At 66.3% G+C, this 23622-nt stretch carries 22 protein-coding genes and 2 tRNA genes; 15 read left to right on the top strand and 9 right to left on the bottom strand.

Annotation, left to right across the window (positions count from 1 at the left end; all coding sequences use genetic code 11):
* The 5 genes from AC2TZ7_RS16450 (at window position 1) to AC2TZ7_RS16430 (ending at window position 6233) form a co-directional block, all read left to right on the top strand.
* The gene (locus tag AC2TZ7_RS16450) at window positions 1–1095 is read left to right on the top strand and encodes a DUF4432 family protein (RefSeq protein ID WP_489865034.1); all 1095 of its coding nucleotides are present in this window, start codon (window positions 1–3) and stop codon (window positions 1093–1095) included.
* On the top strand, window positions 1088–2020 hold the full coding sequence (gene rbsK, locus AC2TZ7_RS16445) for a ribokinase (RefSeq protein ID WP_489865033.1): 933 nt from the start codon (window positions 1088–1090) through the stop codon (window positions 2018–2020). The genes AC2TZ7_RS16450 and rbsK overlap by 8 nt, the downstream gene beginning before the upstream one ends.
* Window positions 2021–2124: 104 nt before the next feature.
* Window positions 2125–3132, top strand: a complete 1008-nt coding sequence (gene deoC / locus AC2TZ7_RS16440) for a deoxyribose-phosphate aldolase (RefSeq protein WP_489866833.1) — start codon at window positions 2125–2127, stop codon at window positions 3130–3132.
* 12 nt (window positions 3133–3144) lie between these two features.
* Entirely contained in the window at window positions 3145–5505 is a 2361-nt protein-coding gene (locus AC2TZ7_RS16435; RefSeq protein WP_489865032.1) for an aldehyde dehydrogenase family protein, read from the top strand.
* Between the two features lie 203 nt (window positions 5506–5708).
* Window positions 5709–6233, top strand: coding sequence for a GNAT family N-acetyltransferase (locus AC2TZ7_RS16430; RefSeq protein ID WP_489865031.1), 525 nt, complete (start codon window positions 5709–5711; stop codon window positions 6231–6233).
* Between the two features lie 276 nt (window positions 6234–6509).
* Here AC2TZ7_RS16430 and AC2TZ7_RS16425 read toward each other — a convergent pair.
* The 4 genes from AC2TZ7_RS16425 to AC2TZ7_RS16410 form a co-directional block, all read right to left on the bottom strand.
* A tRNA-Glu gene (locus tag AC2TZ7_RS16425) sits at window positions 6510–6584 on the bottom strand.
* Between the two features lie 27 nt (window positions 6585–6611).
* Window positions 6612–6686, bottom strand: a tRNA-Glu gene (locus tag AC2TZ7_RS16420).
* A gap of 171 nt (window positions 6687–6857) precedes the next feature.
* On the bottom strand, window positions 6858–8600 hold the full coding sequence (gene recJ, locus AC2TZ7_RS16415; protein WP_489865030.1) for a single-stranded-DNA-specific exonuclease RecJ: 1743 nt from the start codon (window positions 8598–8600) through the stop codon (window positions 6858–6860).
* Window positions 8601–8690: 90 nt separating this feature from the next.
* Complete coding sequence (locus AC2TZ7_RS16410) at window positions 8691–9389, bottom strand: DUF599 domain-containing protein (RefSeq protein ID WP_489865029.1); 699 nt, start codon at window positions 9387–9389, stop codon at window positions 8691–8693.
* An 84-nt stretch (window positions 9390–9473) separates the two neighbouring features.
* Here AC2TZ7_RS16410 and AC2TZ7_RS16405 point away from each other — a divergent pair, with 84 nt between their 5' ends.
* From AC2TZ7_RS16405 to AC2TZ7_RS16380, 6 genes are all read left to right on the top strand, one after another.
* Window positions 9474–10907 carry an FAD-linked oxidase C-terminal domain-containing protein gene (locus AC2TZ7_RS16405; RefSeq protein WP_489865028.1) on the top strand — a complete coding sequence of 478 codons (1434 nt, stop codon included), beginning with the start codon at window positions 9474–9476 and terminating at the stop codon, window positions 10905–10907.
* A gap of 87 nt (window positions 10908–10994) precedes the next feature.
* Entirely contained in the window at window positions 10995–12074 is a 1080-nt protein-coding gene (locus AC2TZ7_RS16400; protein ID WP_489865027.1) for an FAD-binding protein, read from the top strand.
* Window positions 12074–13351, top strand: coding sequence for a glycolate oxidase subunit GlcF (gene glcF, locus AC2TZ7_RS16395; RefSeq protein WP_489865026.1), 1278 nt, complete (start codon window positions 12074–12076; stop codon window positions 13349–13351). Before AC2TZ7_RS16400 ends, glcF begins: the two co-directional genes overlap by 1 nt.
* 69 nt (window positions 13352–13420) lie before the next feature.
* Entirely contained in the window at window positions 13421–14218 is a 798-nt protein-coding gene (locus AC2TZ7_RS16390) for a trypsin-like serine peptidase (protein WP_489865025.1), read from the top strand.
* Window positions 14219–14223: 5 nt separating this feature from the next.
* Window positions 14224–15117, top strand: coding sequence for a trypsin-like serine peptidase (locus tag AC2TZ7_RS16385; protein WP_489865024.1), 894 nt, complete (start codon window positions 14224–14226; stop codon window positions 15115–15117).
* A 153-nt stretch (window positions 15118–15270) separates the two neighbouring features.
* Window positions 15271–15735: an Hsp20 family protein gene (locus AC2TZ7_RS16380; RefSeq protein ID WP_098411574.1), complete on the top strand. Its 465-nt coding sequence runs from the start codon at window positions 15271–15273 to the stop codon at window positions 15733–15735.
* A 67-nt stretch (window positions 15736–15802) separates the two neighbouring features.
* Here the strand turns inward: AC2TZ7_RS16380 and AC2TZ7_RS16375 are convergent, their stop codons facing one another.
* A complete protein-coding gene (locus tag AC2TZ7_RS16375) occupies window positions 15803–16267 on the bottom strand; it encodes a hypothetical protein (RefSeq protein ID WP_489865023.1) in 465 nt (154 codons plus the stop codon).
* 86 nt (window positions 16268–16353) lie between these two features.
* A complete protein-coding gene (locus AC2TZ7_RS16370; RefSeq protein ID WP_246832058.1) occupies window positions 16354–16695 on the bottom strand; it encodes a winged helix-turn-helix domain-containing protein in 342 nt (113 codons plus the stop codon).
* 152 nt (window positions 16696–16847) lie between these two features.
* Between AC2TZ7_RS16370 and AC2TZ7_RS16365 the strand changes: the two genes are divergently transcribed.
* From AC2TZ7_RS16365 to AC2TZ7_RS16355, 3 genes are all read left to right on the top strand, one after another.
* Window positions 16848–18038, top strand: a complete 1191-nt coding sequence (locus tag AC2TZ7_RS16365) for an MFS transporter (protein ID WP_489865022.1) — start codon at window positions 16848–16850, stop codon at window positions 18036–18038.
* 9 nt (window positions 18039–18047) lie between these two features.
* Complete coding sequence (locus AC2TZ7_RS16360; RefSeq protein WP_489865021.1) at window positions 18048–18662, top strand: glycosyltransferase family 29 protein; 615 nt, start codon at window positions 18048–18050, stop codon at window positions 18660–18662.
* 75 nt (window positions 18663–18737) lie between these two features.
* On the top strand, window positions 18738–19760 hold the full coding sequence (locus AC2TZ7_RS16355) for an aspartate-semialdehyde dehydrogenase (RefSeq protein ID WP_078601688.1): 1023 nt from the start codon (window positions 18738–18740) through the stop codon (window positions 19758–19760).
* A gap of 236 nt (window positions 19761–19996) precedes the next feature.
* Here AC2TZ7_RS16355 and AC2TZ7_RS16350 read toward each other — a convergent pair whose 3' ends face one another.
* The 3 genes from AC2TZ7_RS16350 to AC2TZ7_RS16340 all read right to left on the bottom strand — a co-directional run bounded on the left by AC2TZ7_RS16350 (window position 19997) and on the right by AC2TZ7_RS16340 (window position 22692).
* Window positions 19997–20827: a C40 family peptidase gene (locus AC2TZ7_RS16350; protein WP_489865020.1), complete on the bottom strand. Its 831-nt coding sequence runs from the start codon at window positions 20825–20827 to the stop codon at window positions 19997–19999.
* On the bottom strand, window positions 20824–22197 hold the full coding sequence (locus AC2TZ7_RS16345) for a leucyl aminopeptidase family protein (RefSeq protein WP_489866832.1): 1374 nt from the start codon (window positions 22195–22197) through the stop codon (window positions 20824–20826). The genes AC2TZ7_RS16350 and AC2TZ7_RS16345 overlap by 4 nt, the downstream gene beginning before the upstream one ends.
* A gap of 150 nt (window positions 22198–22347) precedes the next feature.
* Window positions 22348–22692: a hypothetical protein gene (locus AC2TZ7_RS16340; protein WP_078547851.1), complete on the bottom strand. Its 345-nt coding sequence runs from the start codon at window positions 22690–22692 to the stop codon at window positions 22348–22350.
* Between the two features lie 191 nt (window positions 22693–22883).
* Here AC2TZ7_RS16340 and AC2TZ7_RS16335 point away from each other — a divergent pair, with 191 nt between their 5' ends.
* Window positions 22884–23534: a carbonic anhydrase gene (locus AC2TZ7_RS16335; protein WP_098411567.1), complete on the top strand. Its 651-nt coding sequence runs from the start codon at window positions 22884–22886 to the stop codon at window positions 23532–23534.
* The last annotated feature ends 88 nt before the right edge of the window (window positions 23535–23622 follow it).

The raw sequence follows: 23622 nt of genomic DNA, 5'->3' as shown, positions 1-23622 counted from the left end.
ATGAGCGTGATCATTCCTCTTCCGCGTGAGCGGTTCGGCCCGGCCCCGAGCGTGCTCGCCAAGACCGACAGTTTCACCGTCACCGGCTGGCGCACCGCGCTTGGCATCGAGATGATCGGCGTGGACACCCCGCGCGGCCGGGTCGAGATGCTGCCCTACATGGGTCAGATGCTCTGGGATGCGGTGTTCGACGGCGTGCGTCTGACGATGGACAGCGCCTTTGCCGAGCCGCGCCCCGCGCAGGTGATCGTCGAGACCTATGGCTGTCTTGCCTATCACTCGGGGCTGCTGCGCAACGGCTGCCCCGGTCCGCAGGACGACCATCCGCTGCATGGCGAGATGGCCTGCGCCACGATGGACGCGGCCCATCTGGAGATCGGCGAAGACGGGCAGGGCGCGTTTGTGCGCCTTGGCGGTCACGTCGATTACATCCGTGGTTTCGGGCCGCATTACCGGGCGATGCCCTCGATCACGGTGCGGGAAAACACGCTGATCGAGATGGCGATGGCGGTCGAGAACCGCTCCGCCCTGCCGATGGACCTGATGTATATGTGCCATGTGAACTTCGCCTTCGTCGAAGCCGGGCGCATCCATCAGGCGGCCCCCTTCACGCCCGAGCGCACCCGCGTCCGCCGCGACGTGCCCGCCCATGTGCAGCCGACGAGAGCCTATACCGATTTCATCGAACGGCTGGCCGAAGCGCCCGAAGACAGCGCTACGCTGGACGCGCCCGAGAAGTGGAACCCCGAGCAGGTTCTCTATATCGAGCGTCCAGCCGCCGATGCATCGGGCGAAAGCCATGCGCTTCTGGAGCGGCCCGCGGGCGACGGGTTCGCGATGAGCTGGCGGCCCGATCAGTTCGACCACCTCGCGCGCTGGATCCTGAACGGCGAGGACGCCTCGGTCGCGGCCTTCGCGCTGCCGTCCACCTGCGAGCCCGAGGGCTACACGGCGGAGAAGGCGAAGGGCCATGTCCGCAGCCTCGCAGCCGGAGAGACCGCGCATTTCGCGACCCGCTTCGGCTATACTGACAAGTCCGAGACCACCGCGCTCGCCAAGACGATTTCCGACCTGACGGAGAAAGAGAATGCCTGAGAAGATAGCCGTCGTCGGCTCGAACATGATGGATCTGGTGACCTATATCGACCGGATGCCGGGACGCGGCGAAACCTTGGAAGCCCCCGATTTCGCGATGGGGTTCGGGGGCAAGGGCGCGAACCAGGCGGTTGCCGCCGCGCGTCTGGGCTCGGATGTGGCGATGGTCACCTGCGTGGGCGATGACGGGTTCGGCCCGCAGGTTCGCGCCAATCTGGAAACCAACGGGATCGACACGACCCATGTGCGCACCGTCGAAGGCTCTGCCTCGGGTGTGGCGCCGATCTTCGTCGAGCGCGATGGCGAGAACGCGATCCTGATCGTGAAAGGGGCCAATGCGGCGCTGGCCCCTTCGGATGTCGATGCGGCGGCAGAGACGTTGCGCGCAGCCTCCGCGATCCTGATGCAGCTCGAGGTCGATCTGGAAACCGTCTATCACACCGTGGCCTTCGGGGCGCGCGAGGGCGTGACGACGATCCTCAACCCCGCACCTGCGCATCCTGATCTGGATATCGCGCGGCTCGACGGGCTCGACTGGTTCTGCCCGAACGAGAGCGAGCTGGCGATGCTCTCGGGTCTGCCCACCGGCACCGATGACGAGGTGATCGCGGCTGCGCGCAGCCTGATCGAACGCGGCATTCACAACGTGGTGGTGACGCTCGGCGGGCGCGGCGCGCGCCGGATCACCGCGGACACCGTCGAAGAGATCGCTCCGGTCTCGGTAAACCCGGTCGATACCACCGGCGCGGGCGACGCTTTCATCGGCAGCTTCGCGCATTTCCTTGGCCAAGGGATGGAGCCCACCGCGGCGCTGACCCGCGCCGCGCGCTATGCCGCATTGTCGATCACCCGTCGCGGCACGCAAACAAGCTACGCGACGCCCGCCGAATTCGACGACTTTCTTTCCGAGCATGGGCTCGGCTGACTTATGCTGATCTTGTCCCGATCGCGCACGCCCGGGAATTACTCCGGACGTGGCGGCGAGGCTGTGACGAGTCCCGATTTAGGAGACACGCAATGAAGACCGAAATGAAAACCGAGACGCGCGCGGAAGGGGCTTTGGTGCCCACTGCCGCTGCCGCAGGGGAGCATGCGCGCAACCCCGGCATGGCGCTCGATGTGGGCATGTTCGAGGCCCACCGGGTCAACCGCGCCGCCGCCGAGCGCCGCTGCGCGACGCTCACCACCCGGCGCAGCGTGAAGAAGGCGCATCAGGCGGCGTGGCTGGTCAACGCGGTGCGCTGCGTCGATCTGACGACGCTTGCGGGCGACGATACCGAGGGCCGGGTGAAGCGGCTCTGCGCGAAGGCGCGCAAGCCCTTGGCTTCGCATATCGAGGCGGGGCTGGGCCTGAACCCGGGCGAGCTGACCGTGGGCGCGGTCTGCGTCTACCCGACGATGGTGCCCCATGCCGTCAAGGCGTTGGAAGGGTCGAATATCCCCGTGGCCTCGGTCGCGACGGGCTTCCCGGCGGGTCTGATGCCGCTGCATCTGCGGCTTGAGGAAATCCGCTGGGCGGTGGCGCAGGGCGCGGCCGAGATCGACATCGTGATCAACCGCGAACTGGCGCTGACCCGGAACTGGCAGGGCCTGCATGACGAGATCGCGGCGATGCGCGAGGCCTGCGGCGATGCGCATATGAAGGCGATTCTGGCCACCGGCGAGCTGGAGACGCTCAACAACGTCTATTCCGCCTCGATGGTCGCGATGCAGGCGGGGGCCGATTTCATCAAGACCTCGACCGGCAAGGAAAGCGTCAACGCGACGCTGCCCGTCAGCCTCACCATGCTGCGCGCGCTGCGCGATTACGGGATGGCCACCGGCCACCGCATCGGCTTCAAACCCGCAGGCGGGATGAAGCAGGCGAAAGAGGCGCTGGCTTGGCAGATCCTGATGAAAGAAGAGCTGGGCCGCGACTGGCTCAACCCCGACCTGTTCCGCTTCGGCGCAAGCTCGATGCTGGGCGATATCGAGCGCCAGCTGGAGCACTACGTCACCGGCCGTTACGCCGATAGCAGCCGTCACGCGCTGGCCTGAGGAGAGAGAAAAATGAGCATTCAGAACATCCTCGAAACCATGGAGTACGGCGTGGCCCCCGAAGACGACAGTCAGGCGCGCAAATGGCTCGCCAAGCATGAGGGCGGCTTCGGCCATTTCATCGACGGCGCGATGACCAAGCCGGGCGATCTGTTCGAAGTCCGCGATCCGGCAAGCGACACGGTGCTGGCGCGCGTCACGCAAGGTTCGGCGTCGGACGTGGATGCCGCCGTCACCGCCGCGCGCAAGGCGCAAAGCGGTTGGGCGAAGCTGTCGGGCCATCAACGCGCGAAGCACCTCTATGCGCTGGCCCGCCACATCCAGCAGCATTCCCGCCTTCTGGCGGTGCTGGAGACGCTCGACAGCGGCAAGCCGATCCGCGAGAGCCGCGACATCGACATTCCGCTGGTCGCGCGCCACTTCTACCACCATGCGGGCTGGGCGGAGATCCTCGACGACGAACTCCCGGGTCACACTGCGCAGGGCGTCTGCGGGCAGATCATCCCGTGGAATTTCCCGCTACTGATGCTGGCGTGGAAAGTCGCGCCGGCACTGGCCGCGGGTAACACCGTCGTCCTGAAGCCCGCCGAATATACGCCACTCACGGCGCTGGCCTTCGCCGAGATCGCGCAGGAATGCGGTATCCCGAAAGGCGTGATCAATATCGTCACCGGCGATGGTGAAACCGGCGCTGCCATCGTCGGCCATGAGGGGATCGACAAGCTGGCCTTCACCGGCTCGACCGATGTGGGCCGCATCCTGCGCGAGCGCACGGCTGGCTCGGGCAAGGCGCTGACGCTGGAACTGGGCGGCAAATCCCCCTTCGTCGTCTTCGAGGATGCCGATCTGGATGCCGCCGTCGAAGGCGTGGTGGATGCGATCTGGTTCAATCAGGGGCAGGTCTGCTGCGCGGGCTCGCGCATCCTCGTGGCCGAGGCAGTGGCCGAGCGGTTCGAGACGCTGCTGCGCGCCCGGATGAAGACGCTGCGCACCGGCGACCCGATGGACAAGAGCACCGATATCGGCGCGATCGTGCACCCCTCGCAGCTCGCGCGCATCCGCGATCTGGTCGATAAGGGCGCAAGCGAGGGGGCGACGCTGACCCAAGGCTCCGCCCCGCAGGGCTGCTTCTTCCCGCCGACGCTGGTGACGGATGTCGAACCCGCAAGCGTTCTGGCCACCGAGGAAATCTTCGGCCCCGTCGTCACGCTCACCACCTTCCGCACGCCGTCCGACGCCGTGGCACTCGCCAACAACACGCGCTACGGGTTGGCGGCCAGTATCTGGTCGGAGAATGTGAACCTGTGCCTCGACATCGCGGGGCAGGTGAAGGCCGGGATCGTCTGGATCAACTCGACCAACATCTTCGACGCGGGCGCGGGCTTCGGCGGCTATCGCGAGAGCGGCTTCGGCCGCGAGGGCGGGCGCGAAGGCATGCGCGCCTATCTGCGCAACCCCGCGGCGGCCACCGGCAAGGGCCGCGGCACGACACCATCCGAGCTGGAAACCGGCCCCGCAGACATGATCAAGGGCGGCGAGATCGACCGCACCGCGAAGCTTTATGGCGGCGGCAAACAGGCGCGGCCCGATAGCGGCTACAGCTATCAGGTGAAGGGCGGCAAAGCAGTCGTGGGGCTCGCAGGGCTCGGCAACCGCAAGGACATCCGCAACGCGGTCGAGGCCGCGCACAAGGCCAAGGGCTGGGGCAAGGCCACGGGCCATAACCGGGCGCAGGTGCTCTATTACATCGGCGAGAACCTCTCGGCGCGCGGCGCGGAATTCGCGGCCCGTCTGGAAAGCTTCGGCGCCTCGCGCAAAGCCGCCGAGGCCGAGGTCGAGACGGCTGTCGAGCGTTGCTTCTGGTATGCTGCCCAGGCCGACAAGTTCGACGGCGCGGTCCACGCGACCAAGTCGGAATTCGTGACCCTCGCGATGAACGAGCCGATCGGGGTGATGGGGCTGGTGGCTCCCACCGCGCAGCCGCTTCTGGGGGCGATCTCGCTGGTGCTGCCCGCGATTGCGATGGGCAACCGCGTGGTGTTGGTCCCGAGCCAGACCCATCCGCTGGCCGCGACCGACCTCTATCAGGTGCTCGACACCTCCGACGTGCCGGGGGGCGTGGTCAACATCGTCACCGGCCCGCGCGACGAGCTGGCGAAGACGCTGGCCGCCCATGATGGCGTCGATGCGATGTGGTATTTCGGGAATGCCGAGGGCTGCCGGATGGTCGAGGCGGAAAGCGCCGGGAACCTCAAGCAGACCTGGGTCGAAGCCGACGATGCACGCGACTGGGGAGCTCGTGCGGGGCAGGGGCGCCTGTTCCTCGACCGCGCGACGCAGGTGAAAAACATCTGGGTGCCCTACGGCGCGTGAGGCCTCTGACAGAGCATCGAGAAAGCGGCGCCGAGAGGTCAGGCCTTCTCAGTAAATCTTGCGGGTGAGAAACTTGAAGGCTCGAAGCGCAATGGTCGCTTCGAGCCCGAACTTGCATGATATGACGTTACGCGGGAAGGTCAGCTTTGGCGCTGTTGGGCTTCGATCGCGCTCATTTCAGATGCCACCGCAGGACCGCCGCAATGCTGAACTCTCCCATAGAAATTGGTGATTTCCGCATCTCAGAAGCAGATCAGCTCGGAGTCATATTCTTTGAGGCCGTGCGCGAAGGAGCTAGGGAATTCTATAATTTTGAGCAGCGGCGGGCTTGGGCGTCGGGGCCGCCTTCGGGACCGGACTGGGCATCTCGCCTGACCGCTCAGAGAACTATGGTAGCGCGTTTGGCAGGCCAGCCCGTTGGCTTCATGACCTTGGACGATGATGGCTATATAGATCTTGCTTTCGTCGCACCCGGCCACCAACGACAGGGCGTCGGTGGATCTCTCTATGCCCGGATCGAGGCAATCGCTCGAGACGGCAAGATAGCGCGTCTTCACGCCCACGCGAGCTATCTTGTCCGAGGCCTTTTTGAGCAGCAGGGGTGGGACGTGGTTCGCGAGCAGAAGATCGAAAGGGCTGGCGTTACATTGACGAACTTCCTGATGGAAAAACGCCTCCATTATCCAGTCCGGCGCACTGGCATTGCCGCGCGTTCTGACGAAAACTGACCGTGAGGACCGAGCGGCGATGTTGCGCGCTGTCATGCTTAGCCGGCATCCGCCGCAGACGGCTTCCGAAGAATTTGTCGGGAGCTGCTGATCGACATGGCGTCGCGCCTACAAGGCGTTCGGCCCCACGCTGCACCATTTACTGCAAAGGGTTGGCGCCTGAACGGGCCGCTTTTTCATGCGGGATCGGCGCGCGCAAAGCTGCGCCAGGCGGCAATCGCAAACAGACGCGACCAAACGGCGTGTGATGAAATTGTTTTGAAATCAGGGGAGTAGTGGCAGTCCGTAGGGGAATCGAACCCCTCTTTCCAGGTTGAAAACCTGGCGTCCTAACCGATAGACGAACGGACCGCACAACGCTCAGTCAGGGCTCGGAAGTGGCAGTCCGTAGGGGAATCGAACCCCTCTTTCCAGGTTGAAAACCTGGCGTCCTAACCGATAGACGAACGGACCACTCTGAACCTTCCGGGCATACCTGCCTAAGGTGGAGCGGTGTTTAGGCCAGAGAACCGTGACTCGCAAGAGGGTAATTGCGGATTTTCGGAAAGTTTTTGTCCCTCCGTTACGGCAGCAGCGAAGCCTTGGAAATATTGCCCTTTTCCGTGTGCGATGGCGGGGTGGCGGTTACGCTTCGGCGGCGTCTTCGAGGCGCAGCTGAACCTTGTTGCGCCCGCCCCATGTGTTGATCTCCAGCCGCCCGGCGAGGTGGAAGCGTTGCGCGCCCGGCTGGCTCAGCGCGGGGCCGAGCGGGCCGTCGAACGCGCCGAAGCAAATCGCCTCGATCCGACCGCCCATACCGTCGCCGAAATTGAAGCGCAGGTGGCTTTCCCCGATCCGGCGCGCGCCCACGACTTCCATATCGGCGAAGGCGAAACGCGGGGCAGGGGCGCCCTGGCCGAAGGGGCCTGCGCGGTCGAGATCTTCGATCAGCTGCGGGGTCGCGGCGCCCGGCATCAGCATCCCGTCGAGGCGCAGGTCGCGCGGTCCGATTTCGCCCGCGCCCTGTTTGGCCAGAAGCTCCGACAGGCGTGCCATCGCGGGCTCCAGCTTGTCTTCCTCGACCGTGAGGCCCGCGGCCATCTTGTGCCCGCCGCCTTTCAACAGCAGCCCCTCAGCGGCGACGCGCTGGATCGCGGCCCCGATATCGACGCCCGCGACCGAGCGCGCGGACCCTTTGCCGATCCCGCCCTCCACGCCGATCACGACCGAGGGGCGGTTGGTCGCCTCTTTCAGCCGCGCGGCCACGATGCCCACGACGCCCGGATGCCAGCCCGCGCCCGCCGCCCAGACGAGCGGCGCGTTCAACCCGCGTTCCTCGGCCTGGCTCAGCGCGGCTTCGCGCACGGCGTTCTCGACCTCTCGGCGCTCGGTGTTGAGCTGGTCGAGCCGCTCGGCGATGGATTGCGCCTCATGCGGGTCGGTTGTCGAGAGCAGGCGCGCACCCAGATCGGCCGCGCCGATCCGTCCGCCCGCGTTGATCCGCGGGCCAAGCACGAAGCCCAGATGATAGGCCGCAGGCGCGCGATCGAGCCGCGCCACATCCGAGAGCGCCACGAGGCCGGGCCGCTCGCGCCGCGCCATGATCTTGAGGCCCTGACGCACCAGCGCCCGGTTGCAGCCCGTGAGCGGCGCCACATCGGCGACCGTCGCCAGCGCCACCAAATCCAAGAGCGTCATCAGCGGCGGTCCCTGCACGCCTTCGTCGCGCAGCTGCCGGTTCGCCTCCACCAGCATCAGGAAGACGACCGAGGCCGCGCAGAGATGGCCCAGCTCGCCGGTCTCGTCCTGCCGGTTCGGGTTCACCACGGCCAGCGCGGGCGGCAGGGTCTCGCCGCCGAGGTGGTGGTCGAGGATGACGACATCGGCGGGTTTTGCGGCGGCCACGGGCTCATGGCTCAGCGTGCCGCAATCGACGCAGACGATCAGCGGATGCTCGGCTCCGAGGCTCTCCATCGCGGGCACGTTCGGCCCATAGCCCTCGTCGATCCGGTCAGGGATATAAAGCGTCGCCTCGCGCCCCATCGCGCGCAGCCAGTTGATCAGCAGTGCCGCCGAGGAGCCGCCATCCACGTCGTAATCCGCGAAGACTGCGATCTTCTCGCCGGACTTCACCGCCTTGAGAAAGCGCGCGGCCGCCTGCTCCATGTCGCGCAAGGATCGCGGATCGGGGAGTAGCTCGCGGATAGTGGGTTCCAGAAAGCCCTCGCTTTCCTCCGGCGTCACGCCACGCGCGACGAGGATACGGGCGAGCGGCAGGGGCAGGCGCGTCTGTTGCGCCATCGCCTCGGCCAGCCGGTCGGCCTCGGGTGTGGGGCCGATCCAACGGCGGCCTGTCAGGGATTGCTCGACGGAAAGGAAACTGCTCATGCCTTCGGGTGTAGCCAAATCATGCGAGCCCTGCCAGCCACTATGAAGCGGAGCTTGCGCGGGCCGTCACTCAGGCCGTCATTCGGGCCCTCACTCAGGTATGTCTTGCAGCAGGGCCTGACGCGAGTCCGAGGCGAATTCGCGCCGCCAGAGCATCCCCGTCGTGAACAGCGTCGCCGCAATGAGCGCATAGGGCCCAAGCAGCCACGCCAGCGTCGTCAGCGCGAAATAGACCGAGCGCAGCCCGCGATTGAAGCTTTTCGCCGCGTTGATGTTCACCTGCGCCGCCTGCTCGGCGCGCGGATAGGCCAGCGGGTCTTCGGGCTCGTTGGGCACCGCCGCCATCGCGATCGCGGCATAGGAAAACAGCCGGTGCGACCAGACGAATTTCAGGAAGGCATTCGCTCCGAACAGAACGGCGGTGAGGATGCGCGCCTCCCACAGCAGATCGGGGCCGCGCGCGATGTCGAAATCATCGGCGAGATTCGTCAGCGGCTGCGGATTCGCGATCAGCGCCAGCCCGGCACCGATGGCGATCAGCGAAGACGAGGCGAAGAAGGTCGTCGACTGCCGCAGCCCGTCCACCATCGCCGAATCGAAGATCCGCGGCTGGCGCGTCACGAGCTGGCGCATCCATTCGCGACGGTAATTCTCCATCAGCTTGCCCATCGAGGGGCGGGCGGCGCTCGGATGCTCGGTCGTCCAGCCGATCACCATCCAGCAGGCGATCAGAAGGGCAAGCGCCGCGAGGTCGAGCGGCCCCAGCGGGCCGATATGAAACGTCGTCATCATATCGACAGTTAGCGCGATGCGGCTTCTCTTGTCACCGGGGCTTATTGGTTATATTTTCTGACCAACCGGGAGGAGTTTGCCATGGAAATGCCCAAGCCGAAGGAGGATCTGCTGGCGCGCAAGCCGCAGATCATCGCCCGCCTGCGCGAGGTTCTGCCCGCGGATGCGGTGATCGACGACCCCAGCGAGACGCGTGCTTATGAGTGCGATGCGCTTTCGGCCTATCGCTGCCAGCCGCTGGGCGTGGTGCTGCCGCGCTCGACGGCGGAGGTGGCGGCGGCGCTGAAGGCCTGTCACGAGCTGGGCGTGCCGGTGGTGCCGCGCGGCGCGGGCACCTCGCTTGCGGGCGGTTCGATGCCGCAGGCGGATTCGGTGGTGCTGGGCCTCGCGCGGATGAATGCCGTGCTCGAGACCGACTACCCGAACCGTTTCATACGGGTCGAGGCGGGGCGTACGAACCTCTCGGTCACCGGCGCGGTGGAAAGCGATGGCTGGTTCTACGCGCCCGATCCCTCGTCGCAGCTCGCCTGCGCGATCTCGGGCAATATCGCGATGAATTCCGGCGGCGCGCATTGCCTGAAATACGGGGTCACCACGAATAACCTTCTCGGCGTGACGCTGGTCACGATGGAGGGCGAGGTGGTCGAAGTCGGCGGGCCTTACCTGGACGCGGGCGGGCTCGATCTTCTGGGGCTGATCTGCGGCTCGGAGGGGCAGCTGGGCGTCGTGACCGAAGCCACGCTGAAGATCCTGCCCAAGCCCGAAGGCGCGCGCCCCGTGCTGATCGGGTTCAACTCGAACGAGGTCGCGGGCGCCTGCGTCGCCGATATCATCAAGGCGGGCATCCTGCCGGTTGCGATTGAGTTCATGGACCGTCCCTGTATCGTCGCGACCGAGGCCTTCTGCCATGCGGGCTATCCCGATTGCGAGGCGCTGCTGATCGTCGAATGCGAAGGCTCGGAGGCCGAGATCGACGAGCAGATCGGCATGATCCGCCAGATCGCGACCCGGCACGAGCCGGTCGAGTTCCGCGAGGCGCAATCGGCCGACGAGGCCGCGCGGATCTGGCTCGGCCGGAAATCCGCTTTCGGGGCGATGGGGCAGATCAACGATTACATGTGCCTCGACGGCACGATCCCTGTGTCGGAGCTGCCCTTCGTGCTGCGCCGGATCGGCGAGCTGTCGAAGGACTATGGGCTGGACGTCGCGAACGTCTTCCATGCGGGCGACGGCAATATGCACCCGCTGATCCTCTATAACGCGAACAAGCCGGGCGATCAGGAACTTTGCGAGAAGTTGGGCGCGGAAATCCTGAAGCTCTGCGTCGAGGCGGGCGGCTGCCTGACCGGCGAGCATGGCGTGGGGATCGAGAAGCGCGACCTGATGGATGTGCAATTCGAGCCTGCCGATCTGGAAGCGCAGATGCGGGTGAAGGACGTGTTCGATCCGAAATGGCTTTTGAACCCGGCGAAGGTGTTTCCGCTGGGCGCGAGCGCGAGCCGCCGTGCAAGCTGATGGCGCGAGCTGAGGGCGGGGAGGGGCGCTGCCCCGCTCGCTGACGCGAGCCCCCGGGATATTTTTGCCAAGAGGAAGGCAGATTTTATGAGAGTTGAGAGCGAGGCGCAGCTGGCCGAGGCCGTCCGGGATGCGGGTGGCGCGCTGGCGGTGCGTGGAGGCGGCACGCGGCCTGTGGGCCGGTGTCTGGGTGAGCCGCTGGAAGTCGGGATTTCGGGCATCACGCTCTATGAGCCGGGCGCGCTGACGCTGGTCGTGGGCGCGGGGACGCCTTTGGGCGAGGTGGAGGCGGCGATTGCCGCCGAGGGTCAACGCCTGCCCTTCGAGCCTGCGAATTGGGGGTCGGTTCTGGGCGCCCCGGGCACGAGCACCGTGGGCGGTGTCGTGGCGGCGAACGTCTCGGGACCGCGCCGGGTGCAGGCCGGGGCCTGTCGCGACAGCCTGATCGGGACGCGGTTCGTCGATGGGCGCGGGCAGATCGTTAAGAACGGTGGCCGGGTGATGAAGAACGTCACCGGCTACGATCTGGTGAAACTGATGGCGGGAAGCTGGGGCACGCTCGGGGTGATGAGCGAGGTGGCCTTCAAGCTGCTGCCCGCAGCCCCGTCTCAGGCGACGGTTGTGATCGACCTTCCGGCCGGAGCCGCCCAGGTGGCTCTGGCGGCGGCCTTGGGCTCGCCCTTCGACGTGTCCGGTGCGGGCTGGCTGCCCGGAGTCGGCGCGGTGGTGCGGGTCGAGGGTCTGGCCGAATCCGTCGCCTACCGGGCGGAGCAGTTGCGCAAACTGATGGAGCCGTTCGGTCCGGTGCGGATCGAGGAAGACGGCTCGGCCGAGATCTGGCAAAGCCTGCGCGATCTGGAGCCGTTCATCGGCAAGGACGGCGATCTGTGGCGGCTCTCGGTGAAGCCGTCGGAGGCCTTCGAAATCGTCGCGCGTCTGGGTGGCGAGGTGCTGCTCGACTGGGGCGGCGGGCTGATCTGGGCGCTTCTGCCGGAAGGGAGCGATGCCCGCGCGTTGGCTTCCCCCTATACCGGCCACGCGACCTGCATGCGCGGCGCGGCGGGCGTCACCTTCGAACCCGAACCCGCTCCGATCGCCGCGCTCACCACCGCGCTGCGGGCGCAATTCGACCCCAAAGGTATTCTGAACCCCGGAAGGATGGGCTGATGCAGACGAATTTTTCGCCCGAACAGCTGAAAGATCCCGGCGTCGCGCGCTCCAACGAGATCCTGCGCGCCTGCGTCCATTGCGGGTTCTGCACCGCGACCTGCCCCTCCTATCAGGTGCTGGGCGACGAGTTGGACAGCCCGCGCGGGCGCATCTACCTGATCAAGGATATGCTGGAGAATGACCGGCCCGCGGATGAGAAGACGGTCAAGCATCTCGATCGTTGTCTGAGCTGTCTGGCCTGCATGACGACCTGCCCCTCGGGCGTGCATTACATGCATCTGATCGATCATGCGCGCGCCCATGTCGAGAAGACCTACAAGCGCCCGATGATGGACCGGCTTCTGCGCTGGACGCTGGCGAAGATCGTGCCCTATCCGGGCCGCTTCCGGCTGGCGATGGGCGGCGCGAAACTGGCGAAACCCTTCGCGGGGCTGCTGCCGGATAAGCGGCTGCGCGCGATGGTGGGCATGGCGCCGAAGACCATCCCGCCCGTCAGCCGCAATGACGATGCGCAGGTCTTCGCCCCGATGGGAGAGAAGAAATACCGCGTGGCGCTGCAGATCGGCTGCGCGCAGCGGGCGCTCAACACCGATATCAACGACGCGACGATCCGGCTGCTGCGGCGGCTGGGCTGCGAGGTGGTGATCCCGAAGAACCTGGGTTGCTGCGGGGCGCTCTCGCATCACATGGGTCGCGAGGACGAGAGCCATTCCCAGGCAGCGCGCAACATCCGTGCCTATCTGAGCGAGGGCGATCTGGATGCGGTGATCATCAACACTTCGGGCTGCGGCACGACGGTGAAGGATTACGGCCATATGTTCCGCAACGATCCGATGGCCGAGGAGGCGGCAGAGGTCGCGGGTCTGGCCTGTGATGTGTCGGAATTCCTTGTGAAAATCGGTCTGCCTGAAGGCAATGGCGGGATGCGGGTGGCCTATCACGCGGCCTGTTCGCTCCAGCATGGCCAGCAGATCAAATCCGCGCCGAAGGACCTGTTGAAACAGGCAGGCTTCGAGGTGGTCGAGCCTGCCGACAGCCATCTGTGCTGCGGCTCGGCGGGCACCTATAACCTGCTGCAGCCGGAGATTTCCGACGAGCTGAAAAAGCGCAAGGTGGCGACGCTCGAGGCGAAGCAGCCCGAGGTGATCGCGGCGGGCAATATCGGCTGCATGGTGCAGATCGGCGGCGGCACCGAGGTGCCCGTTGTCCACACTGTCGAGCTTTTGGACTGGGCCACGGGCGGGCCGAAGCCGCCGGCGCTTGCGCAGGCCTGATCCACGCCACAATCTGGCCGCATCGGGGCGCTACGAAAGGCAAAACGCCCCGCAATCTTCGGAGCCCCGATGCGCCTTCTTGCTCTCGCTCTTGCTTGTCTGACTGCGCTGCCTGTGCTGGCGCGGGCCGAGACGATCACCCAGGCCACGCCCTTGCGCGCGCTCGAGACGGGCGACGATACGCGTGGCTGGCAGGCGGTGGGGCGGCTCGATCTGGGCCATGGCAGCTTTTGCACCGGCACGCTGATCGCGCCCGATCTGGTTCTGACGGCGGGGCATTGCCTCTATGACAAGCGCAGCGGCGCGCTGATCGATGCGCGCGAGATCGAGTTTCGCGCGGGCTGGCGCAACGGTCGCGCCGAGGCCTATCGCAAGGTGTCGCGTGCGGTGCTGCACCCCTCCTATCACTATGGCGGGCCGGTGGGAGTGAAGCGTTCGGAATTCGATCTGGCGCTGATCAAGCTCGCCCAGCCGATCCGCCTGCCGCAGCTTCAGCCCTTTGAGGTGTCGCGCAATGCGCCCTATCGCGGCGAGGAAGTGGGCGTTCTGTCCTATGCGCAGGGCCGCTCGGAGGCACCGTCGCTGCAACGCGATTGCTCGGTGCTGGAACGTGCAGGCGCGACGGTGGTGATGAGCTGCTCGGCCGATTTCGGGGCCTCGGGCTCACCGGTCTTCAGCTTCGCCAATGGCCGCCCCGAGATCGTCTCGGTGGTCTCCGCCAAGGCCCAGATGGGTGCGCGCCCGGTCTCGATCGGGGCGCTGGCCAATGGGGTCGCCGATCTGCGGCAGGCCATCGAGAGCCGCGACAACGTCGCCACCACTCGCGAAATTCGCGCGGGCGGGGCAAAATTCATCAAGGCGAAGTAAGCGCGATGGGCATTCGGCGGATCATCGTGGGTGTCGTGGCTCTGGCTCTGCTGGGCGGCATGGGCGAGGCGCAGGAGGCGCGCAATTCCGCGCTCGACCGACTGTCGCAACGCGCCGATCTCTTCGGCTGGGAAGCGGTGGGCAAGGTCACCATCGGCGCTGACGGCTACTGCACAGGCGTGTTGATCGCGCCCGATCTGGTGCTGACGGCGGGCCATTGCATCTTCGACCGGCGCGCACAGGCGCCGCGCGACCCGGCGACCCTTGGTTTTGCCGCAGCCCAAACTGACGGGGCGGAGATCACCGCGCGCCCGGTCGCCGCGATGGTCGCCGATCCGGACTATAACCCGTTCGTGCCGCTCTCGGTGGACACCGTGCGCCACGACGTCGCCCTTCTGCAGCTCTCCGCGCCGATCCCGACCTCGGTCGCGGCGCCCTTCCGCGTGGGTGCGGTGCCTGCCGCGGGGGCAGAAGTGTCGGTCGTGTCTTACGCGCAGGGCCGGGCCGATGCGCTGTCGTGGCAAAAGGCGTGCCGCGTGTTCGGGCAAGCCAAGGGGTTGATCGGCTTCGATTGTGATGTCTCTCACGGCTCCTCGGGGGCACCGGTCTTCGACCGTTCCGGGCTCGCCGCAGGCGGGCGGGCGCAGATCGTGTCTTTGGTCTCCTCTGGCTCGCGTAAGAATGGCGTCTCGCGCGCCTACGGGATGGAATTGCCCGCGATCGTCGCGCAGCTGAAATCCGCACTGCGTAGCGGGCGGGGCGTGATCCGCGCCGTATCCCCCGGCGTCGGCCCCAGCGCTTCCGCCGCGCCGCAGATCCGCCGCACAGAGCCCGCGCAGGGCCAGCCGCGGATCCTGTCTGGCGGGGGCACAACCGGGGCGAAATTCCTGCGCCCCTAAGGGCTTGGCCCGAAGCGGCGCGCCTCTTGAAACGTCGCGAGAGATTTCCCAAATTTATGGGTACCGGAATGCCTGATGAGGGTTCTGGCACCCAACTGCCCGGCCCCGGAAAGGGGCGGGTTTCATAACCATCGCTCAAGAGAGGATGATGATATGCGAAGCTTTGATCTTTCGCCCCTTTACCGCGCCACCGTGGGCTTCGACCGCGTGGCTGATCTGATGGACCGTGCGCTGACCAGCGATCTCGCCCAGCCGACCTATCCGCCCTACAATATCGAGAAGACCGACGAGAATGCCTATCGCATCTCGATCGCTGTTGCAGGCTTCGGATCGGACGAGCTGACCGTCGAGATGAAGGACGGCGCGCTGATCGTGACCGGTCGCAAGGCCGAGGACGATTCCGGCCGCACCTACCTGCATCGTGGCATCGCGACCCGCGCCTTTGAGCGCCGCTTCGCGCTGGCCGATCATGTGAAGGTCACCGGGGCCACCCATGAAGACGGGATGCTCCACCTCGATCTCGTCCGCGAAATGCCCGAGGCGCTGAAACCGCGCCGGATCGAGATTGCCGGCCCGACCAAGACCGAGGCCAAGCAGGTCGAGACGGTCGACGCCTGAGGCATCTGCCATCGGTGAAAAATGACGGGCGCGGGGGGGAACTCCCGCGCTTTTTGCTGTCTGGGGCTCAGGGCGGCGTGAGATCGGTGCCGCCGCGCTGGAACACCATCACATGGTCGCCGCTGCCGGTGAAGGTGACCGCCGCGCCTTCGACCTGCGCCTGCTTCATGTCGAAGAACAGCTGCGCGAGGCCCGCATCGGCCTTGAATTGCGGCGTCTCCTGCTCGCAGGCGAAAGTGGGCGAGGCCGAGGTCGGCCGGATGCCAAGCGCGGGGTAGGGGGCGAACATCACCCCGGTCACGCAGAGGCAATGCCCGCAGACGGCGAAGCGCGAATTCTCTCCGATATAGAAGCGGATCGCCCGCGCGGGCGCCTTGCCGTCCACCGTGGCGAGGTCATAGGCGCGCCGGGTTTCCACCTTGGCGGCAAGCGTCTGGGCGTCGGAGGTGCCGCTCGGCATACAGGCTGCGAGCGCGACTGCGAGCCCGAGAGTCGCAACGCGCGCGGCCGTTTTTCTTGGAAGATCGGTCATGGTCTTGGTCCGTTACTGGCTACTGCCAGCAGGATGCGCGGTCCCGACCATAGGCGCATTGATCCGGCGCAAAGACCTCGCGGGCCTCAGTCGGCGACCATTGCGCCGATCAGGGCGATCTCTTCGGTGCCTGCCTCGCGGGCTTTCTCCTCCAGCCGGCGATAGGCTGCGAGGACGGCTTCGCCCTCGGGGGTGAGCGACGCGCCGCCGCCCTTCGCCCCGCCGCGCGCGCGATCCACCAGCGGCGACTTGAAACCCGCATTCATCTCTTCGACCAGCGACCACGCACGTTTGTAGCTCATTTTCATCGCGCGCCCCGCCGCGGAGATCGAGCCGTGTTCGGCGATTTCCTCCAGCAGCCGGACCTTGCCGGGGCCCAGCATCGCCTTGTCGAAATAGAGGCGCATCATCAGGCGGGTCAGTTCCATTCGGGCATCCCTCGCGCTCGTCACGTCATGCGTCCCTTATCCTGATCCTGTGCACGGGCCAAGACAAGGGGGCGGGCGCGCGAATGCACAGGGGCATGTGCTCTTGCCATTGCCCGCGCCTTGGGCGAGCGTGCGCGCGAAGGAGCCCCCGCATGTATATTTCGATCGCCTCGCTTGTGGGCGCCTATCTTCTGAGCCAGTTCTACCGCACCTGTCTGGCCGTTCTGACGCCCGTTCTGGGCAAGGAAATCGGCGTGACGCCGGGCGATCTCGCCGTGTCTCTGGGGCTTTGGTACGGGGCCTTCGCGCTGATCCAGATCCCGATCGGCGAGGCGTTGGACCGGATCGGGCCGCGCCGCACCGTGGGCGTACTTATGGCGCTTGGCGGGGGCGGGGGCGCTGCCGTCTTCGCGATGGCGCAGGGGCCGATGGGCATCCACCTCGCGATGATCCTGATCGGCGCGGGCTGCGCGCCGGTGCTCGTGGGCAGCTATTTCATCTTCGCGCGCAGCTTCAAGCCGGCGCTGTTCGGCACGCTCGCGGCCTCGATGATCGGGGCGGGAAGCCTTGGCAACCTCGCGGGCGCGGCGCCGCTTGCGGCCTCCATCGAGGCTTTCGGCTGGCGTCCGACGCTCTGGGCGCTCTCGGCGCTGACGTTGCTGGTAGCGGCGCTGATCCTGTGGCTCGCGCGAGATCCCGAGCGGGTGGAGCAGCCTGCAGGCCGCCGCGGCACCGCGCTCGACGTGCTGCGCCTGCCGGGCTTCTGGGTGCTGCTGCCGCTGACGGTCGCCAATTACACCGCCGCTGCCGGGATCCGCGGCGTCTGGGCGGGCTCCTATCTGGCCGATGTCTTCGGAGCCGATGCGCAGCTGATCGGCAAGGTGACGCTGGTGATGGGCCTCGCGATGATCGCGGGTAATTTCGCCTATGGCCCGGCGGACAAGATTTTCGGCAGCCACAAGCGGGTCGCGCTCTATGGCAATGCGGTGCTGGCCGTGGCGCTGGCGGGGCTGTTCGTGCTGCCGGGGCAGTCGCTGTGGTTGGCGACGGTTCTTCTGGCCGCGATCGGCTTCTTCGGCGCGTCCTTCCCGGTGATCATGGCGCATGGCCGCACCTTCTACCCGCCGCATCTGACGGGACGGGGCGTGACGCTGCACAACATGTTCTCGATCATGGGGGTGGCTGCGATGCAATTCGCCTCGCGCCCTGTGTTCGACGCGGTTTCAGTGGGGCATACGCCCGCGGTGGCCTATGGGCTGCTGTTCGCGTTCTTCCTTGCGCCGCTGATGATCGGGCTGGTTTTCTACGTTTTCGCCCGCGACAGCGGTGATGGCATGAGCTAAACCCATCGCATGACCCGGCTTGGATTTCTGATCAATCGCACGCTGCGGCGCGAGGCCCCGCTGGCCGCGCTCTCCGTCTCGCAAAAGGCGCTGCTGGGCGATCTGGCAGGCAAGTCCGTCGCGCTTGTCGGCAATGCCCGCGCGCTGGCCGAGGGGCAGGCGGGGGCCGAGATCGACGCGCATGACGTGGTGATCCGGATCAACCGCGCGCCGATGCCCTCGGCCACGAGCCACGGCACGCGCACCGACTGGCTGGCGCTTGCGACCTCGCTGCCCGAGGCAGAGCGCGCCCGGATCGCGCCGTCGCGCATCCTGTGGATGAGCCACAAGCGCAAGCGGCTCGATTGGCAGACCGCCACGAGCCCGGGTTTTTACCTGCATCCGCTGGACGACTACGAGGGGCTGAAGGCCAAGCTCGGCGCGCAGCCCACCACCGGCGCGATGTTGATCGAGATGCTCCTGCGCTCGGATCTGGCGCGGCTCGACCTCTATGGCTTCGATTTCTTTGCCTCGCTTTCGCTGTCGGGGAAGCGCTCGGCGGACAAGGTGCCGCATGACTTCGCGGCAGAGGCAGAGATGGTCGGCGGGTTTCTCGCCTCCGACCCAAGGCTCATTCGGAACTGACCCTGCGTCGAATCCCTTTCATTTCCTGACATAAAGCGGTAGGAAGCCGCGTTCTATTCGAGCAAGGAGGTCCTCATGGGCTATAAAGTCGTCGTTGCAGGCGCCACGGGTAACGTGGGCCGCGAAATGCTGAACATCCTGGCCGAGCGCCAGTTCCCGGTCGATGAACTGGTGCCGCTCGCGTCGCGCCGGAGCCTCGGCACAGAGGTCAGCTTTGGCGATCAGACCCTGAAGACTAAAGATATCGATGGGTTCGACTTCACCGGCTACGACATCGCGCTGTTCGCGATCGGCTCTGACGCCACGAAGAAATATGCGCCCATTGCCGCCAAGCAGGGCTGCATCGTGATCGATAACTCGTCGCTCTACCGCTACGACCCGGACGTGCCGCTGGTCGTGCCGGAGGTGAACCCGGAAGCCGTCGACGGTTACGCGAAGAAAAACATCATCGCGAACCCGAACTGCTCGACCGCGCAGATGGTCGTCGCGCTCAAGCCGCTGCATGACCGCGCCAAGATCAAGCGCGTCGTGGTCTCGACCTACCAGTCGGTGTCGGGCTCGGGCAAAGAGGCGATCGACGAGCTTTGGAACCAGACCAAGGGCATGTATGTCCCCGGTCAGGAAGTGGAGCCGAAGGTCTATCCCAAGCAGATCGCCTTCAACGTGATCCCGCATATCGACGTGTTCCTCGATGACGGGTCCACCAAGGAAGAGTGGAAGATGGTCGCCGAGACCAAGAAGATCGTCGACCCTGCGATCAAGCTGACCGCGACCTGCGTGCGCGTGCCGGTCTTTGTGGGCCACTCGGAAGCGATCAACATCGAGTTCGAGGAGTTCCTCGACGAGGACGAAGCGCGCGACATCCTGCGCGAAGCGCCCGGCATCATGGTTGTCGACAAGCGCGAAGATGGCGGCTACGTCACCCCGGTCGAATGCGTCGGCGATTTCGCCACCTTCATCTCGCGCATCCGTCAGGACTCGACCATCGAGAACGGCCTGAACATCTGGTGCGTGTCGGACAACCTGCGCAAGGGCGCGGCCCTGAACGCGGTGCAGATCGCCGAGACGCTGGGCAAGCGCGTGCTCAAGAAGGGCTGAGCGTTCGGCCTTATTTGAATTGGGAAACGCCCGGTCGGAGGATCGGGCGTTTTTCTTTTGGGGCAAAGTGAAGAGGGACGCGCCCGAGCCTCGGGTGGGCGCTTTGCTCCGTCTGTGGCCGGGCACTTAATCTCGCAAGCCCGAATGTCGCTTGTGCCCGCGAGGTCATCGCCAATGCGCCCTCCCGGGGGGGGGTCGGGCGCGGCCCGGGGCTGGTCGCCCCGCGCTACAAAGACTTACCGCGCGACCCGCTTAACCCCGAGATACGGCCCTTCGCCCGCCGCCGCGATCCGCGCCTTGGCGGCCTCGATGCCCTCATAGGCCACGCTCATCGTGTGGCCGTTGGCATGGATCATCGTCTCGCGATCGCAGGCGAGCGCGACATGGCCTTTCCAGAACAGCAGATCGCCACGCTGGAGGGGGGCGCTCTCCGGCACGACATCTCCCATTTCCGCCCATTGCAGGTCGCTGTCGCCCGGCACGGACTGCCCGCACAGCGCGAAGCCGATCTGCACCAGACCCGAACAGTCGATCCCCGCACGGCTGTTGCCGCCCCAGAGATAGGGCGTGCCTAGCAGCCGCTCGGCCACCGCGACCGGATCGGCCTCGGGCTGACCGAGCGCGCGCAGATGCTGGCGCGGCACGAAGCCCTCGGCGGCCACGGCGAACATGCCATCGTCGCCCGTCACTGCCAGACGCGCGCCCATCGAGAGCTGCATGACTTCGCCGCGCTTGATCGCCGCCTCGCGATAGACATGCGTCGCGGGTGCGGTGACGACATGGGTGGCCGGCTCGGGCGTGCCGAAGGTATCGGCGGCGATCCAGCCGCAATAGCCGTCCCATGCGGCCTGCACGAAGGCGAAGCCGTCGCGCTGGTCGATCACGGTTACCTCGGCCCCAAAAAGAAGTTGCCGGTCGCGCAGGCTTCCCGGCTCGGGGCAGAGATCGGTCACGGGAACGACGATCCGCGCGGGCATGCCGTGGGTGAAGCCTTCCGCCTCGATCTGACCGCGCAGGGCCTCCAGCGCGATCTCGCCTGAATAGGGCAGGCGGCGACGGTCGGTCATTTCAGCACCTCGGGCAGGGCTGCGAGGACCGCCCGCGCGCCTTGGCCGACCCCGCCTTTCGGACGGGCGGGGGCGGCGGCGGGTTGCCAGCCGTAGATGTCGAAATGGGCGAAACGCTCTGTCTCGGTCACGAAGCGGCGCAGGAACAGGGCTGCGGTGATCGAGCCCGCCATACCGCCCGAGGGCGCGTTGTCGAGATCGGCGATGCCGGGTTCGATCTTCGCCTCGTAGGGCGCCCAGAACGGCATCCGCCAGAGCGGGTCTGCCACCGCGCCCGAGGCCGTCGCCAAGGCCTGCGCGACGCCTTCGTCATCGGTGTAGAACGGGTGAATGTCCGGCCCCAGAGCGACCCGCGCGGCCCCCGTCAGCGTCGCCATGCAGATCATCAGGTCGGGCGGGGTTTCATCGGCATAGGCCAGCGCATCGGCCAGCACCAGCCGCCCTTCGGCATCGGTATTGTTGATCTCTACGGTCAGACCCTTGCGGCTCGTGAGGATGTCGCCAGGGCGGAAACTGTCGCCGCCGACCGAGTTCTCCACCGCCGGGACCAGCACGCGCAGGCGCAGCTTCGCGCCGGTCGCCATGATCATATGCGCAAGCCCCAGCACGGTGGCCGAGCCGCCCATATCCTTCTTCATCAGCCCCATCGAGGCGCCGGGCTTGAGGTTCAGCCCTCCGGTGTCGAAACAGACGCCCTTGCCGACCAGAGTCAGCGCCGGTCCTTCGCTGCCCCAGCTCAGCTCGATCAGCCGCGGCGCACGGGGCGAGGCGCGGCCCACCGCGTGGATCATCGGGAAGTTCTGCGTCAGAAGATCGTCGCCCTTGATCACCTTGGCCTCTGCGCCGTGGCGTTCGGCGAGCAGTCGAGCTGCTCCCTCCAGCTCGACCGGGCCCATATCGGAAGCGGGGGTGTTGATCAGGTCACGGGTGAAGGCCTCGCCCTCGGCCACGGCTTCGATCTGCGCCGCGTCCAAACCGTCGGGGCAGACCAGCCGCGCTTTCGGCGGCGGGGCTTCGGCATAGCGGCCGAACCGATAGCCCGCGAGCAACCAGCCAAGCGCCGTTTCCGCCTTCAACTCTTCCGACAGATCGCCCTCGATCCGCCATGCGCCTTCGGGCAGGGCCGAGGCCGCCCGCGTCAGAGAGAACCGCTCGCGCGCCCGGGCAGCAGAGGTCCCGAGCCCCAGCAGCGCCGCCTCCGCGCCATCCGGGCCGGGCAGAAGCGCGACCTGACCTGCGCTCGCCTTGAACCCCGTCGCCTCGACGAAAGCGCGCTGCGCGGGGGACAGATCTGCGAGAGCCTGCTCCAACCCCTCGGGCGCAACGGCGATCAGCGCGCGCGCGGGCGCGTCCGCTTCGGCGAAGCGCATCGCGGGGCGAGGGGCGAGAAAGGAAAACTCGGCGGGCATGTCTGCGGTCTTGTCTGTGCTCATGGGGGGCGGCTCCTTGGCTCTGGTGGTTGCTTTCGTCCCAGAGCCTAGCGTCGCCGCGCCTGCCCGCAAGGGCCGATCGATCACGCCTCAGGAAGACAGGTTGCCGATATCCCAAACCTCGGTGAGCGAGCGTTCCGCGATCCGGCCCAGCCGCGCCATTACCGCCGCCTGCGCCACCGCATCGCCACCCGAGATGCAGTCCAGAAGGTCGCGCGCCGTGCTGACCATCGACACCAGCCCGACCTGTTCGGCAAGCTCCATCACCTCGACGATCGCGCGGCGCAGCTTGCCGCATTGGCCCGATTTCGTGGCCTCTTCCAACGCGCTGAGATGGAAGGCGAGATCTTCGACCGTGGCGCAGATCACCCGCTCCGCCCCGTCCTGTCCCAGCTCCGCATAGAGCACCACCAGCCGCGCCGTATCCAACGACATCTTTTCCTTGCAGCGCAAGCGAGACACCTGTGTCACCCCGACACCCCCTTTGATTTCACCATCGCCCGGGCGGTAACGTGATCGAGAGGTCTCAAGATTTCGTTGAGCGATCCGGAAAATCTTCTCGAAACCGGGCGCGCAACGCGCTATTTGACGCAGCGATAAGACGCCAGACACCAGACGAGGGATCGATGAGAGAGCATGTGAAACCGCTGCCCAGCTACCTTGTGAGCCGTTATCAAGGATGGCACGCCACCACTTATAACGAGAACCGCGCCTGGTATCGCCGTCTCGCCTCCGAAGGGCAGCGCCCGCGCTCGATGATCATCGCCTGCTGCGACAGCCGCGTGCATGTCACCTCGATGTTCGGCGCCGATCAGGGTGAGTTCTTCATCCACCGCAACATCGCGAACCTCGTGCCGGAATTCACGCCCGATGGCGATCACCACGGCACCTCGGCGGCGGTCGAATATGCCGTGACCAGTCTGAAGGTCGCGCATCTGATCGTGCTGGGCCACTCCAATTGCGGCGGCGTCGCGGGGTGCCATGCGATGTGCTCGGGCCATGCGCCGGAGCTGGAGGAGAAAAGCTCCTTCGTCGGCACCTGGCTGAACCTGCTGCGCCCCGGTTACGAGCGCGTGACCGACCTGCCCGAGGATCAGCAGGTGCTGGCGCTCGAGCGCGAGGCGGTGAAAGTCAGCCTCGAGAACCTGATGACCTTCCCCTTCGTGCGCGAGGCGCTCGATGCGGACCGGATGACGCTGCACGGGCTGCGCCATGACATCGGCGAAGGCGTGCTCGAACAATATGACGCCGACACGGATCGGTTCGAGACGTTCTGAGGTTTTGCCTTTTCCGTTGGCCCCCGCGTGGGGCCGACGGCTCCGCTGCGGCGGAAATCCGACTGGTGTTCATGGGCTGTTAAGCTTG

This window comes from Thioclava sp. ISO4, assembly GCF_058105145.1.
This window is presented reverse-complemented; position numbering and strand designations above follow the sequence as displayed.

What these genes read in the sequence shown, in the direction of transcription:
- AC2TZ7_RS16355 (WP_078601688.1), top strand. Translation starts at nt 18,738, where the DNA reads ATGGGCTATAAAGTCGTCGTTGCAGGCGCCACGGGTAACGTGGGCCGC.
- glcF (WP_489865026.1), top strand. Translation starts at nt 12,074, where the DNA reads ATGCAGACGAATTTTTCGCCCGAACAGCTGAAAGATCCCGGCGTCGCG.
- AC2TZ7_RS16365 (WP_489865022.1), top strand. Translation starts at nt 16,848, where the DNA reads ATGTATATTTCGATCGCCTCGCTTGTGGGCGCCTATCTTCTGAGCCAG.
- AC2TZ7_RS16400 (WP_489865027.1), top strand. Translation starts at nt 10,995, where the DNA reads ATGAGAGTTGAGAGCGAGGCGCAGCTGGCCGAGGCCGTCCGGGATGCG.
- AC2TZ7_RS16450 (WP_489865034.1), top strand. Translation starts at nt 1, where the DNA reads ATGAGCGTGATCATTCCTCTTCCGCGTGAGCGGTTCGGCCCGGCCCCG.
- AC2TZ7_RS16410 (WP_489865029.1), bottom strand. Translation starts at nt 9,389, where the DNA reads ATGACGACGTTTCATATCGGCCCGCTGGGGCCGCTCGACCTCGCGGCG.
- recJ (WP_489865030.1), bottom strand. Translation starts at nt 8,600, where the DNA reads ATGAGCAGTTTCCTTTCCGTCGAGCAATCCCTGACAGGCCGCCGTTGG.
- AC2TZ7_RS16390 (WP_489865025.1), top strand. Translation starts at nt 13,421, where the DNA reads ATGCGCCTTCTTGCTCTCGCTCTTGCTTGTCTGACTGCGCTGCCTGTG.
- AC2TZ7_RS16345 (WP_489866832.1), bottom strand. Translation starts at nt 22,197, where the DNA reads ATGCGCTTCGCCGAAGCGGACGCGCCCGCGCGCGCGCTGATCGCCGTT.
- AC2TZ7_RS16340 (WP_078547851.1), bottom strand. Translation starts at nt 22,692, where the DNA reads ATGTCGTTGGATACGGCGCGGCTGGTGGTGCTCTATGCGGAGCTGGGA.
- AC2TZ7_RS16370 (WP_246832058.1), bottom strand. Translation starts at nt 16,695, where the DNA reads ATGGAACTGACCCGCCTGATGATGCGCCTCTATTTCGACAAGGCGATG.
- rbsK (WP_489865033.1), top strand. Translation starts at nt 1,088, where the DNA reads ATGCCTGAGAAGATAGCCGTCGTCGGCTCGAACATGATGGATCTGGTG.
- AC2TZ7_RS16360 (WP_489865021.1), top strand. Translation starts at nt 18,048, where the DNA reads ATGACCCGGCTTGGATTTCTGATCAATCGCACGCTGCGGCGCGAGGCC.
- AC2TZ7_RS16380 (WP_098411574.1), top strand. Translation starts at nt 15,271, where the DNA reads ATGCGAAGCTTTGATCTTTCGCCCCTTTACCGCGCCACCGTGGGCTTC.
- AC2TZ7_RS16405 (WP_489865028.1), top strand. Translation starts at nt 9,474, where the DNA reads ATGGAAATGCCCAAGCCGAAGGAGGATCTGCTGGCGCGCAAGCCGCAG.
- AC2TZ7_RS16375 (WP_489865023.1), bottom strand. Translation starts at nt 16,267, where the DNA reads ATGACCGATCTTCCAAGAAAAACGGCCGCGCGCGTTGCGACTCTCGGG.
- AC2TZ7_RS16430 (WP_489865031.1), top strand. Translation starts at nt 5,709, where the DNA reads ATGCTGAACTCTCCCATAGAAATTGGTGATTTCCGCATCTCAGAAGCA.
- AC2TZ7_RS16335 (WP_098411567.1), top strand. Translation starts at nt 22,884, where the DNA reads ATGAGAGAGCATGTGAAACCGCTGCCCAGCTACCTTGTGAGCCGTTAT.
- deoC (WP_489866833.1), top strand. Translation starts at nt 2,125, where the DNA reads ATGAAAACCGAGACGCGCGCGGAAGGGGCTTTGGTGCCCACTGCCGCT.
- AC2TZ7_RS16435 (WP_489865032.1), top strand. Translation starts at nt 3,145, where the DNA reads ATGAGCATTCAGAACATCCTCGAAACCATGGAGTACGGCGTGGCCCCC.
- AC2TZ7_RS16350 (WP_489865020.1), bottom strand. Translation starts at nt 20,827, where the DNA reads ATGACCGACCGTCGCCGCCTGCCCTATTCAGGCGAGATCGCGCTGGAG.
- AC2TZ7_RS16385 (WP_489865024.1), top strand. Translation starts at nt 14,224, where the DNA reads ATGGGCATTCGGCGGATCATCGTGGGTGTCGTGGCTCTGGCTCTGCTG.